Source organism: Xanthomonas bonasiae, assembly GCF_014836395.1.
GTDB lineage: Bacteria > Pseudomonadota > Gammaproteobacteria > Xanthomonadales > Xanthomonadaceae > Xanthomonas_A > Xanthomonas_A bonasiae.
Genome location: NZ_JACSQX010000021.1, coordinates 39,246 through 52,535, shown reverse-complemented (window position 1 = coordinate 52,535; position 13,290 = coordinate 39,246). Strand labels below are relative to the sequence as shown.

The following is a 13,290-nucleotide window of genomic DNA, read 5'->3' as shown; positions in this document are numbered from 1 at the left end:
TAGACCTTGAAGGCGAGCGGGTTGTCCGAGGCCTTGCCTTCGAACGCGATGCGGCCGATGCCCGGGAAGTATTCCTTTGCGCCGATGTAGACGGAGTTGCTCATGACGAAGTCCTGGTGTGCGTTTGTGGGGGAAAAAGTGGATCAGCCGGCGTAGAGCGGGCCAATGGCGTGCAAGTGCTTCAAGAAGGTCTGGTAGTGCGCCTGGTACTGCGCGCCGCGTTGCGGATCGGGCTGCGCCGACAGCGTCGCCTCGTCCTGCTGGTGCTGCAGCACCACCTCGGCCAGGCTGGCCTGGTCGCCCTGCGCGTGGCCGTCGGCCCACAGCGCCTGCAGCGCGGCGCCGAACGCGGCACCCTCCGCCTGCGCCGGCACGTGCACCGGCAAGCCGAACAGGTCGGCGATCAGCTGCCGCCAGCCGGCGCTCTTGCTGCCGCCGCCGGTGACGTAGATCGAGTCGAACGCCAGCCCGGCATCGACGAAGGCGTCGAAGCCGTTGCGCAGGCTGTAGGTGGCGCCTTCCATCGCCGCGCGGTAGAAATGCGCCGGCGTGGTGTTGTGCAGGTCCATGCCGGTCATGCAGCCGCGCGCGGCCGGCAGGTTCGGGGTGCGCTCGCCGTTGAAGAACGGCAGCAACACCAGCCCGCCGGCGCCGGGTGCGGTGGCCTCGAGCAAGGCCTCGCCCTGCCCGGTCTTGATCCCGAACAGGCGCGAGATGGTCTCGGTGGCCACGGTGCAGTTCATCGTGCAGATCAACGGCAGCCAGCCGCCGCTGGACGAGCAGAACGCGGCCCAGCGCGCGGCATCGTCCACCACCGGACGATCGGCGTAGGCGAACAGCGTGCCGGAGGTGCCCAGGCTCATCGTCAGCCGTCCCGGCACCACGTTGCCGGTGCCGATCGCGGCCATCATGTTGTCGCCGCCGCCGGTGGCCACGCGCACGTCGCGCGGCAGGCCCAGGGTCTGCGCCGCGGCCGCGGACAGGACGAAGGTGGTCTCGGTCGGCACCAGCGGCGGCAGCGCCGCGGCCAGGTCGCGCTGCGGATCGATCGCCTGCAGCAGCGGCGCCGACCACTGCCGGGTGCGCACGTCCAGCCAGCCGCTGCCGGAGGCGTCGCCGAACTCGGTGTAGCGCTCGCCGGTGAGCCAGAAATTGACGTAGTCATGCGGCAGCAGCACCGAGGTCATCGCGGTGTAGGCGTCGCTGCGGTGCTTGCGCGTCCACGGCAGCTTGGAGGCGGTGTAGCCGGCCAGGATCGGGTTGCCGGCCAGCTCCACGCAGCGCTGTTCGCCGCCGGCGGCCTGCATGATCTCCTCGCACTCCAGCTGGGTGCTGGTGTCGCACCACAGCTTGACCGGTGCGGTGACCTGCCCTTGCGCATCCACCGGCACGAAGCCGTGCTGCTGCCCGGACACCGAAATCGCCCGCACCTGCGCACGCTGCTCCGCGGTCAGCGCGGCGAAGCAGGCGACGATGCCGTCGATCCACCATTGCGCCTGCTGCTCGCGGGTGCCGTCGTCGCGGCTGATCAGTTCCAACGCATGGCCGTGCGTGGCGACCACGCGGCGGCTGTCCGCATCGTAGGCCAGCAGCTTGACGCTCTGCGTGCCCACGTCCAGGCCGATGTACAGACTCATTGCCGCACCAGCCGATCGTCGTGCAAACCCAGTTCCATCGTCGCTCCAGGAGAAAGATCGGCGGTCAGGGTCTGCCCGCCGTAAACCAAAGTGTAGTGCCCGCCACGCTCGCTGCTCAGTCGCGCATGCTGCAGGCGGCCATCGCGCCAGGCCAGATCGACGCCGGCCGCGCCGCGCACGCGCAACCCGCGCACCTGGCCCTGCGGCCAGGCCTGCGGCAGCGCCGGCAACAGCCAGATGCTGTCGCCCCAACTCTGCAGCAGCATTTCGGTGATGCCGGCGGTGCCGCCGAAGTTGCCGTCGATCTGGAACGGCGGATGCGCGTCGAACAGGTTCGGATAGGTACGCTCGGGCGCCAGCAGCAGCGCCAGAATACGATGCGCGTGCTCGCCGTCGTGCAGTCGCGCCCACAGGTTCAGGCGCCAGCCGAGGCCCCAGCCGGTAGCGCTATCACCGCGGATCTGCAGCGAGCGCCGCGCCGCGGCGGCCAACTCGGGGGTGTCGCGCAGGTTGATCTGGCTGGACGGATGCAGCGCATACAGATGCGAGACGTGGCGATGGTGGATTTCCGGGGCCTGCATGTCCCAGTCCTGCTGCCACTCCTGCAGCTGCCCGGCGTCGCCGATGCGGTCCGGCGGCAGCTGCGCGCGCAGCGCCGCCAGGCGCTCGCCGAAGGCCGCGTCCACGCCCAGCAAGCGGCCCATTTTGATGCACTGCGCAAAAAGATCGCGCAACAATTGCGCGTCCATCGCCGGGCCGGCGCACAGCGCGGCGCCGAACGGATGCCGGTTCTCCGGCGACATCGACGGGTTGGTCACCATCGCGCCGGTCTGCGGATCGCGCACCAGGGTGGCGACGAAGAACTCGGCCGCGCCCTTGAACAGCGGATAGATGCGCTGCAGGTAGGCGCGGTCGCGGCCGTAGTCCCAGCGGTCCCACAGCTGTTGCAGCAGCCAGACGCCGCCCATCGGCCACAGGCTCCACTTCACCCCGTCGACCGGCCCGGCCTGGCGCCACAGGTCGGTGTTGTTGTGCACCACCCAGCCCGGCGCGGCGTACATCGCCCGCGCGGTGCGGGCGCCGGTTTCGGCGAGATCGAACAGCATGGCTTCCAGCGGTTCCACGCATTCGTGCAGCGCATTGGCCTCGCTGGGCCAGTAGTTCATCTCGGTGTTGATGTTGACCGTGTATTTGCTCTCCCACGGCGGCTGCATCAGGTCGTTCCAGACGCCTTGCAGGTTGGCCGGCTGGCTGCCCGGCCGCGAGCTGCTGATCAGCAGGTAACGGCCGTACTGGTGGTAGAGCGCGGCCAGTGCCGGATCGTTGCCGTCGGCGTAGCGTCGCACGCGCTCGTCGGTGGGCAGCTGCGCGGCAGCGCTGCCGCCCAGGTCGATCGCCACCCGGCGGAACAGGCGCCGGTGTTCGGCCAGATGCCGCTGCAGCAACTGCGCATAGGGCAGCGCCGCCGCCTTGCGCAGTTGCGCGGCGCTGAGCGCCAGCGGATCGCCGCCGACGTCGTCGTAGCGCCGGTAGCTGGTGGCCGCGGTCAGCAGCAGCACCAACTCGTCGGCGCCTTCGATGCGGATCCGCCCGCGCTCGATGCGGGTCTGCCCGCCAGTGGCCTGCGGCAGCACGCGCAACGCGAAGCGCAGCCCTCCCTCGATGCCTGCGAAACCGGCGTTGCGCCCGGCGAACAGCAACGCGCCCTGCTCTTCGGTGACCTCGCCGGCCTGCGGGCTGTCGATGCCGATGCGCAGCGAGATGCGACCGGGGTGATCGCAGGACAGGCGCACCACGATGCACTGTTCGGTCGGCGAGACGAACACCTCGCGGACATGCGTGGCATCGCCCGAGACAAAGCGGGTGCTGGCCACCGCGGTGTCCAGATCGAGTTCGCGCCGATAGCCGTCGATGCCGTCGGCACGGTCGTAGTCGAGCAGCAGGTCGGCCAGCGGCTGGTACGGCATCTGCTTGCGCGGGCGCGACAGCATCGTCGCGTCGGCCAATGCTTCGGCCTCGGCATAGCGGCCGGCGAAGATCAGCGCGCGCACCTGCGGCAGCGCCGCCAGCGCCTCCGGCGAGGTCGCATCGTAGGGCTGGCCCGCATACAGCGTGTCTTCGTTCAACTGCAGGCGCTCGTGGGCAATGCCGCCCCAGACCATCGCACCGAGCCGGCCGTTGCCGACCGGCAGCGCCTCCACCCATTGCGTGGCCGGGCGCGGGTACCACAGCTGCAGCGCGGCCGGTTCGGCGGCGGTCGCCGGTACCGGCACGCGCGCGGCACCGGCACCAGCATCGGCAGCGAGCGCAGCGCCCGGCACGGCGAGACCGGCGACCAGGCCGCCGCCGATCGCCTTGCACAGCTCGCGGCGGGTCAGCGCGATGCTCACTTTGCGCCCCCGCCCGCATGCGGCGGACGCACGCGCCGCCACGCGCTGCGGGTGCAGGCCGCCCGCGCGCACCGGACCCGGACCGAATCCGGGCGCGCAGCGGCACCGCTCGCGCCGCAAACGCGCCGCAGCGGCGCCCGCGTCACGCCGCCGCCCCTGCCCGGGTTGCCGCGCACCTCGGCCATCACTTCGCCTTGCTGCCCTTGTTGCGCTTGGCGCCCTTCACCGCCTTGCGCGCCACGCTCAGGCTCTTGCCGCTGTATTGCACGCTGGCGTCGGCCTTGGGCTCCAGCGCCCCGGTCTCCTCGCGCACGCCATCGACGAAGCGCACGTTGATGGTGCGCTTGGCCAGCATGCCCGGCCAGCTGCCCTCGCGCGCGCCGATGGTCAGCACGCCCTTGGCCTGGTTCCAGCTCAGCGGAATGCGGCTGAACTCGCCCTTCTCGTAGCCATAACCCTTGCCGTCGTCCTCGTACAGCGAGAACTGGCCGTCGGCGCCGGTGTAGACGACCACGGTCAGCGGCGCGTTCGGCACCTCGTCCACGTATTGCTGCACGGTGGTGGTGGGCACGATGGCCCCGGCGCGCACGAACAGCGGCATGCGCTCCAGCGGCGCGGCGGCGTCGATGCTCTGGCCGCCGTCGTAGCGCTTGCCGCTGTTGAAGTCGATCCACGAGGTCCCGGCCGGCAGGTAGACCTGGCGCGAGGTGGCGCCGAAACGGGTCACCGGCGCGACCAGGAACGCCGGCCCGAACAGGTACTCGTCGTTGATGTCGGCGACCTTGGGATCGTGCGGGAAGTCCATCGGCAGGCCGCGCATCATCACCCCGTCGTGGTGATAGGTATCGCCGGCGAGCGTGTAGATGTACGGCAACAGCGCATACCGCAGGCGGCTGTAGTACGCCATGCTCGCATAGTACGGCGTGCCTTCCGGGGCGATGTTCCAGATCTCGCGGAACGGGAACTGGCCGTGCGAGCGGAACAGCGGCACGAACGCGCCGAACTGGAACCAGCGCGTGTTGAGCTCGCGCCATTCGCTCTGGTGCGCCGGGTCCTGGTCCTCGTAGCGCTTCTCCACCGCGAAACCGCCGATGTCGAAGGTCCAGTTCGGCAGGCCGGACATGGAGACGTTGACGCCGGCGGAGATCTGGTCGCGCATGTCGTCCCAACGCGAGACGATGTCGCCGCTCCACACCGCCACCGCATTGCGCTGGGTGCCGGCATAGCCCTTGCGCGAGAGGATGAACACGCGCTTGCCGTCGGCGGCGCGGTCGCCCGCGTAGACGCCATGGGTGTGCGGCAACGGGTAGGAATTGAAGAACTCGGTGGACGGGCCCAGTGCGGTCGGCGTGGTGCGCGCCTTGCGCTCGCCGATGTCCAGGTTGGAGTGCACGTCCGGCTCGTCGGCATCCATCCACCAGGCATCGAAGCCCTTGCTGTTGAGCTTGTCGTTGATCTGCCGCCAGTAGATCGCCTGCGCGTCGACCGAATACGGGTCGTAGAACGAGTTCTTGTAGCCCTTGCCGATCCAGTCCAGTTCGCCGACTTCGACGTTGCGCCTGTACATGTGCCCGGCGGCGTCGAGTTCCTTGTAGTTGGCGGTGGTCGGATAGAACTTCGGCCAGATCGAGATCATGATCTGCGCGTGCATGTCGTGCACCGACTTGACCATGCCGTCCGGATCGGGGAAGTGCGCCTTGTCGAAGTCGTGCGAACCCCAGGCGTTCTCCGGCCAGTACGACCAGTCGAGCACGATGTTGTCGATCGGCAGCTTGCGCTTGCGGTACTCGGCCAGCGCGGCGACCAGTTCGTCCTGGCTCTTGTAGCGCTCGCGGCTCTGCCAGAAACCGTAGGCCCACTTCGGCAGCAGCACCGCCTTGCCGGTCAGTTCGCGGTAGCCGGCGATGACCTGGTCGGCGTCGGCGCCGGCGACGAAGTAGTAGTCGATCATCTGCCCGGCCTCGGACCACAGCGACAGGTCCTTGGCCTCGGCCGCCGGCAGCGGGTCGCGGTGCAGCAGCGCGATGTAGCTCGGGTCGATCAGGTCCCACTCGACCTTGATCTTGTGGCGCTGGCCCGGTTGCAGCGCGAGGGTGAACTCGTTGTGCCACGGGTTCCAGTTCTGGCGCCAGCGGTCGACCACCAGCTTGCCGTCGACCCACAGCTTGGCGTACTCGCTGGAGTACAGCGAGAAGCTGTGCTCGCCGCCGCTCCTGGCCTCGATCTCGCCTTCCCAGCTGACCTGCATGCGGCTCTTGTCGCTGGGCTTGGCCTTGGCCGGGAACTTGGCCAGGTCCTTGATGTACTGGTAATTGAGCTCCTTCTCGCGGCGCTCCAGCACCTGCTTGCCGTTGACCGAATAACGCGCGGTCAGCGCGCCCGGCTTGCCCTTGGCGTCGTACAGCTTCAGCGACGCCGGCAGCGGCTGCAGGCCGCGCGGGTCGCCCATGCGGGTGATCGAATTGTTGTCCCACAGGATGCCGTAGTTGCGGCTGGACACCAGGTACGGCACCGCCAGGTCGATATTGCTCTGCAGCAGTTCGACGTTGCGGCCCTTCTGGTTCATCCAGCCCTGCTGGTGCTGGCCGAAGCCGTAGAAGGCCTCGTCGTCGGGCGAGGCGAAGCGCTGGCGCGTGCTCAGATAGGATTTGCCCTCCACCTTCAGCGGCGCGAAGCTGCGCCCGCCCGCCACTTCCGCCAGCAGCGGCTTGCCGTCGGCATCGGCGAAACTGACATGGCCGTCGCGCGTGGACACCTGCGCGGTGACCTTGGCGGTCTTGATCCGCACCATGTCGCCCTGCTCGTCGAACTGGTAGGCGGTGTCGCCCTGTACCGGCACCCGCATCAGGCTCGGGGTGCGCTTGAAATCGCCGTCCGGATCGGCGCTGACGCGGATGATGCCGCTGTCCACCACCTGCAGCCGCACCGGCGCGGCGCCCTTGGCGCTGGGACGCACGGTGACGCCATCGGCGTCCTTCTTCACTTCCTGCGCATTCGCGCCGGCGGCGAGCAGCGCCAGCGACAAGGCCAGCAGGCGCGGCAGCGGCTTCATCGCCAGGCGGACGGGACGGTTCGCGTTGTACATGTTCACTCCCTCTGTAGCGGGTGACGGCGCCGCACGCTGGCGGCGCCGAGGTGTCAGTAGGTGGCCAGCTTGATCTTCAGCAATTGCGGCACATCGGAGAAATTGACGCCGTAGTCGGTCTGATCGCCGTTCCAGTTGCGCTGGAACTTCCACTGCGTGTCATCGTAGAAGCCTTCCTCGACGCGGTCGTAGACCATGTTGGCGGTCGCTTCGCTGGCCGGGTGCAGGTTCACCCGCACGTGGTAGCCGGTGACCAGGAATTCGTCCGGGCCCAGTTCGGCGATCAGTGCCGCGCCGGTCGGCTCGGGATTGCCGGGCGGCGTGCCCTTGAACCAGAACTGCGGCACGCCGTAGGTGATGGTCGCGCTCCAGCGCGCGTTGAGCCGCAGCTCCTGCACCGGCTGCCCGGGTTCCTCGGTGGTGCCGTGCAGCTTGCCTTCGGAGGCGGCCTTGGCGAACGGGCGCATGCCCATGCCCACCGCCTTGAAGCCCAGCGCGAACGGCGCCATGGTCGGCTCGTCCACCTTCTTGGCGCCCAGCGGCCAGTTCGAATAACCGCTGTAGTCGATGCCGAAGGTCGACCAGCCGATGCCGTCGTGGCCGAGCGCGGCGTACAGGTAACGTGCGTATTCGGGCCGGTTGCCGGTCTCGGCGACGAACAGCGGGTTGTCCGGCCGCGCGTAGCGATCGAGCACGGTGATGTACGGCGTGTAGTCGGGCAGGTAGATGTCCGGCGCCAGCAGGTCGATGTGCGGCGCAGCGGCCTTCCACACGTCGAGCACGTTGTCGGTGGGACCGCCGCTGGCGTACTGGCCGGGCTGGCCGGGATTGAACGGACCGCGCAGCGCCGCGTTGACGTACATGGGCAGCGGGTACTCGGCCTTGCCGGCCGCGGCCACCTGGTCGATGAAGTGGCCGATATGCCAGGCGTGGAAGAACTCGTCGGCGTCGGCGCCGAACACCTGGGCCCAGGTGCCGGGCTGCTTGCCCAGTTTCTGCAGCAGCGCCTCGGGCACCGGTCCATCGAAGGCTCGCTGCGCCAGCGGCGAGAAATCGCGCACGCTGCCGTAGGTGCCCGGCTCGTTCTCCGGCTGCACCATCAGCACGGTGCGCTGCGGATCGGCCTGCTTGAGGTGCTTCATGAACGCGACGAAGGCCTTGCGATCGGCGTCCAGCGTGGCCGGCGCCAGCGGCGACAGCGACCCCAGCGCCTTGCCGTCGCGGGTGACGACCCGCGGGAAACGCACGTTGTCGGTCTTGACCCAGTGCGGCGTATAGGCCGGGCCGTTGTTCTTCCAGGTGCCGAACCACAGCAGCACCAGCCGCATCTTGTGCTCGCGCGCCTGCGCCAGCAGCGTATCGACGAAGGAGAAATCGAACTTGCCCTCCTCCGGTTCCACCTGCTCCCAGGCGATCGGCACCTGCACGGTGTTGGGGCCAAGGAACTGCATCGCCGGCCACACCTTTTCCAGGGCGGCGGGATAGTTGCTGGAATTGTTGACCTGCGCGCCGAGAATCAGGAACGGCGCGCCATCCACCAGCAGCGCGTGCTTGCCGTCCTTGCTGACCAGCTGCGGGATCGGTGCCGGCGCCGCCGGTGCAACGCTGGCCTGGTCGGCAGCGGGCTTGGCCGCGCCGGGCTTGGCCGCAGCAGCGTCGGGCGGCGCCTGCTCGGGCGCGCACGCCGCCAGGCCAAGCGCGAGCGTGGCGGCCAGCAGCGGGCGCCAGCGGCGGCGTGCGAGGAACGTGCGGGAAGCGAGGGAATGCATGCGGATAGGACTCCGTGTCACCAGGTATCGGTTCGGAAGGGGGAAACGGGCAACTGCTCGCGGTTGACCAGGTTGGCCTCGGCCGGGTTTTCGCTCCAGGCATAGCGCACCGCCTGCGGTTGCGCCACTTCGGCGCTTTCGACCACCACCACCCGGTCGCCGTCGATGCGCGCCTGCGCCGGATGGAAGCGGCGGTCGGCGCCGGCCACGCTGAAACCGCGCAGCTGCGCGGCACCACCGCGTATCGCCAGCGCACTGCCCATCGGATCGAAACGCAACGCGACCGCATGCCGGCCGAACTCGGCCTGCGCGAATACCGGCGCGCTGTAGACCAGCTGTTCGCCATACGCCACATGCCGCGCCGCCAGCGCGAGGCGATGGCCGACGTCCTGCTTGTTGGTCGGATGGATGTCGCCGGGCGTGCCGATGTCGATGGTCACCGCCTGCGCGGTCGCCGGCAGCGCCAGGGTCCTGGACTGCGATTCGCGCAGCTGCGCCCACGGGCTCAGGTCGCCCTTGTCGGAGCCTGCCTGGAAGTTGGCCAGCTGCACCCACAGGAACGGCAACTGCGGCTGTGCGCGTTCCTCGCGCCAGCTGCGGATCAGGGTCGCGAACTGCTCGCGGTAGCGCAGCGCGCCGCCTTCGTAGGCATTGCTCTCGCCCTGGTACCAGATCACGCCCTTGAGCGGGAACGGCTGCAGCGGATGGATCATGCGGTTGTACAGCAGCGTCGGCTGCTGGTTCCTGCCGTCGTCCAGCGTCATGCTCACCTTGGCCGGACGGAATTTCCATTCCGGCAACGGGCGCTTCGTGCCGTCGCCGAGTTGCACGAAGCGTTCGCTGTCGTCGCCGTGCAGGCCGCCACCGCCGCTGAGGTCGGTCACCTGCACCGCGATGCGGTTGACTCCGGCGTGCAGCGCCGCTGCGGGCACGCGGTATACGCGCGGCAGGTTCCAGCGCTGCTCGGTATGCCCGACCGCCTGGCCGTTGACATAGGTGATGTCCGAGTCGTCGACCTGGCCGATCCCCAGGGTGATGCCGGCCTCGGCCTCCTCCGCGCTGAGGGTGAAGGCGGTGCGGTACCAGGCGATGCCGTCCATGCCGTCGTAGCCGCTGGCCTCCCAGTTGCGATCGACCGCAATCCGGTCCCAGTCGCTGTCGTCCAGGTCGGCGGCGCGCCATTGTTCGGCGCCATCGGCCACCGCCGGCCAGCGCGCGATGCGCTGCCGCACCGCGGCCAGGGTCTGCGCGTCCTTGGCCTGCAGCGCGGCGATGCTGTGCTCGGTCTGCGCGGCATCCATGCCCAGCGCTGCGGCATCCATCCACGCCTCGATCGCGCTGCCGCCCCAACTGCTGTCGACGATGCCGATCGGCACCCCGGTGCTCCTGCGCAACTCGCGCGCGAAGAAATAGCCGACCGCGGAAAACGCGCCGGCGTCCTGCGGCGTGGCGGCCTTCCATTCGCCGCCGGCCAGCTGTCGCTGCGGCTGCGGCGACCACGACTTGGGCACCTTGAAATGGCGCAACTGCGGATCGTTCGCCGCGGCCACCTCGCGCGCGCCGTCGCGCGCCTGCGCCAGCGGCCACTCCATGTTGGACTGGCCGCTGGCCAGCCACACGTCGCCGACCAGCACGTCGCCGAGACGGCGTTGCGCACCGTCGCCCTGCACCTCCAAGACATACGGCCCTCCGGCCGCATGCGCCGGCAGCTGCGCCTGCCAGCGCCCGTCCGCGGCGGCGACGGCGGTCGCCGCGGCACCGTCCAGGCGCACCTGGATGCGCGCGCCCGGCGTGGCCCAGCCCCACACGCGCATCGGCACATCGCGTTGCAGCACCGCGCCGTCGGCGAACAGCAACGGCAGTTGCAATTCCGCCCAGGCCGATGCGGGCAATGCCGCCAGCGCCAAGGCGGCCAGCCAGTACAGACAACGGGTCGAGCGTGCGTTCATCGGATCGTTCCTGCATCGGTCGTTGCCGCCGGCGGCGCGCACGGCAACAGGGAAGCCAGCGCAGCGCCCGCGCAGGCGCGCGCACGGCCGCATGCAACGCGCTGGCCGCGCGGACTACGGCGCATCGCCATAGAAGATGCCTCGGCCGCCGGTGGCGAAGTAGACGCGGCCGACCACACGCGGGTCGCCGGTGACGGCGTAGGGGCGGCCGAAACGGTGCGCGTCGTCGTCGATGCGCTGCCAGCGGTGGCCTTCGTCCTCGGAGCGGAACAGCCCGCCGACGCCGTCCACGGTACCGGCAAGGAACAGCATCGGCGGCGCACCCTCGCGCGGCGCCCGGCCCAGGCCCAGCGAGCGCGCTTCCTGCACGTTCGACAGCACCTGCAGCCTGCCGTCCTGCCAGCGCAGCACCCCGTGGCTGGGGCTGGCCAGGTAGACCACGCCAGCGCGCAGCGGATCCGGACGCAGCTGCGGGCGGGTGCGCTCGGCAGCGGACGGCGCGCCGACCTGGACGCCGCTGTCGCGAAACCGGCGGCCGCCGTCCTCGCTGAGAAAGAAGCGGCCACTGGCCGCATCCACCGCGTACCAGCGCTGCGGATCGACCCGGTCGGCCTCGATCAGCAAGCTGCCCGAGGAACCTTCCACGCGCTGCCACTGCCGGCCCCAGTCGTCGCTGGCCCAGGCGCTGCCGCCGTTGCGCGGCGACCAGATCACGCGGCTGCCGTCGGCGTTGATCGCGATATGCCCGGCGCCCTCGCCCACCGGCGGCTCGCTGGCGAATGCCGTCCAGTTGGCGCCGCCATCGCGCGACCACGCCGCGCGAACCTCGTCGTTGCGCCGCTCGCGCAACGTACCGCTGCGCACCATCAACTGCGGCGCCTGGCCGGCGGCATCGATGCTCTCGCCGTTGGTCAGGCGCGGCCCGGCGAACTGCGACTGCGCGCGGTCCAGGGTGTCGTGGCGGAAGCCATCGATGTCGCCGAGCGCGCTGAGCAAGTGCGCGCCTTGCGCCGGGCTGAGCAGGTCCAGCGGCACCGTTTCCTCCAGCCCGGCGTCGGCGAACCACCACTGCACCACGCCATCGGCGGCATCGAACGCGCGCAGGTTGCGCGAGGCCCAGACGCCGTAGCCGGTGACGAACAGCGCGCGATCGCTGTCGAACGGATCGATCGCCAGCGACGCCATCCAGTGCGGGCGCGCCTGCGCGGTCCACGGCGCCGCGTCGTGCGCGAAGCGCGAGCGCGGGAACAGCGGTGCCCAGCTGCGTCCGCCGTCGGTGCTGCGGTAGATGTCGTCGCCCGGCTGGTAGCGGCGGAACGTGCTGGCGATCAGCGTGTCCGGCCGGCGCGGGTCCACCGCCACCGCGCCCCAACCGAAGCCCGGCCCGCTGCGCGGCTGCGGCACCGGGGTGATGTCGGTCCAGCGCGCCGCGGCCGGTTCGTACTTCCAGACCGCGCCGTCGGCCATCAGGTCCGGACCCGGCTGGTCGCCGTAGCTGAGGTAGTAGATGCCGGCGCTGGAACGCACCATGTGGCTGGGGCGCAATCCGGTCGGCTGCCCCGGCACCGGCCGCCAGCTGCGCCCGCCATCCGCGGACTCGAACAGGCTCTGTTCCGGCGTGGACACGCCTACGTAGATCCGCTGCGACGCGCCACCGCTGGCGGCGCTGGCCGGGTCGAACAGCACGAAGGCGATGCCGACCTGCTGGCGACGCCCGGCATGGTTCACCGCGCTGGCCGACGGCCCGGTGGCCACCGCCGGAAACGACTGCACCCGCTGCCAGTGCGCGCCGCGGTCGGCGCTGCGCCACAGGCCGGCATCGCGCGAACCGAGCAGCAACACGCGGCCATCGTTGGGGTCGACGGCGAGCCGTTCGCCGTTGCCGCGGCCCAGTTCGTTGCCGCCCAGCCTGAACGGCAGATCGGTACGCACGAAGTGGCGCCCCTGGTCGTGCGAACGCAGGATCGCGGCGTTGCCGGCGCGCTCGTGCAGATAGGTGCCCGCGGCCAGGTACAGCGCCTGCGGATCGTGCGGGTCGATCGCGAACGCATCGATGCCCATCAGGTTCTGGTCGGCCGGCCCGAGCCAGTCGGTCAAGGCGACCCAGTGCGCGGACGCGGCGTCCCAGCGATAGGCGCCGCCGACGTCGGTGCGCGCATACAGCAGCCCCTGCTGCGCCGGGTGGAACAGCAGGCCGCTGACGAAACCGCCGCCGCCGATGGCGACGCTGCGGAACTGGTAAGGCACTGGCGGCGCCGCGAGCACCGGAACCGCGCCGCACAGCAAGGCCAGCAGCAGCGCCAGCCAGGCCGAACGCAGCCGCCCGGCACGCTGCGACATGCCAGGCAGTGCGTCGGATCCTAGCAAGCGATGTTGCCGCATCGTGCGCCCTACTCCGAGTGCAACCGACGGCCACGCCGTCGGCAGGAAAACCCCCGCTCCGGCCACGCTGCGCGCGCC

Annotated in this window: 6 protein-coding genes; all 6 read right to left on the bottom strand. The window is 70.1% G+C overall.

Annotated elements, in window-relative coordinates; genetic code table 11:
• Positions 1-143 precede the first annotated feature (143 nt).
• Positions 144-1,637: a xylulokinase gene (xylB, locus tag H9658_RS22070; protein ID WP_191826964.1), complete on the bottom strand. Its 1,494-nt coding sequence runs from the start codon at positions 1,635-1,637 to the stop codon at positions 144-146.
• Positions 1,634-4,027, bottom strand: a complete 2,394-nt coding sequence (locus H9658_RS22065; RefSeq protein WP_191826963.1) for a glycoside hydrolase family 95 protein — start codon at positions 4,025-4,027, stop codon at positions 1,634-1,636. The genes xylB and H9658_RS22065 overlap by 4 nt, the downstream gene beginning before the upstream one ends.
• A gap of 184 nt (positions 4,028-4,211) precedes the next feature.
• Positions 4,212-7,112, bottom strand: coding sequence for a TIM-barrel domain-containing protein (locus tag H9658_RS22060; protein WP_191826962.1), 2,901 nt, complete (start codon positions 7,110-7,112; stop codon positions 4,212-4,214).
• A 53-nt stretch (positions 7,113-7,165) separates the two neighbouring features.
• A complete protein-coding gene (locus H9658_RS22055) occupies positions 7,166-8,887 on the bottom strand; it encodes a DUF5597 domain-containing protein (RefSeq protein WP_406848155.1) in 1,722 nt (573 codons plus the stop codon).
• A gap of 11 nt (positions 8,888-8,898) precedes the next feature.
• Positions 8,899-10,830 (bottom strand): sialate O-acetylesterase, encoded by a 1,932-nt coding sequence (locus tag H9658_RS22050; RefSeq protein ID WP_179564239.1) that lies wholly within the window; start codon positions 10,828-10,830, stop codon positions 8,899-8,901.
• 114 nt (positions 10,831-10,944) lie between these two features.
• Positions 10,945-13,170 carry a cellulase gene (locus H9658_RS22045; protein WP_191826960.1) on the bottom strand — a complete coding sequence of 742 codons (2,226 nt, stop codon included), beginning with the start codon at positions 13,168-13,170 and terminating at the stop codon, positions 10,945-10,947.
• Positions 13,171-13,290 lie beyond the last annotated feature (120 nt).

Bases quoted from the DNA above. Each gene is read 5' to 3' on its own strand.
- xylB (WP_191826964.1), bottom strand. From the start codon at position 1,637: ATGAGTCTGTACATCGGCCTGGACGTGGGCACGCAGAGCGTCAAGCTG.
- H9658_RS22060 (WP_191826962.1), bottom strand. From the start codon at position 7,112: ATGTACAACGCGAACCGTCCCGTCCGCCTGGCGATGAAGCCGCTGCCG.
- H9658_RS22050 (WP_179564239.1), bottom strand. From the start codon at position 10,830: ATGAACGCACGCTCGACCCGTTGTCTGTACTGGCTGGCCGCCTTGGCG.
- H9658_RS22045 (WP_191826960.1), bottom strand. From the start codon at position 13,170: ATGTCGCAGCGTGCCGGGCGGCTGCGTTCGGCCTGGCTGGCGCTGCTG.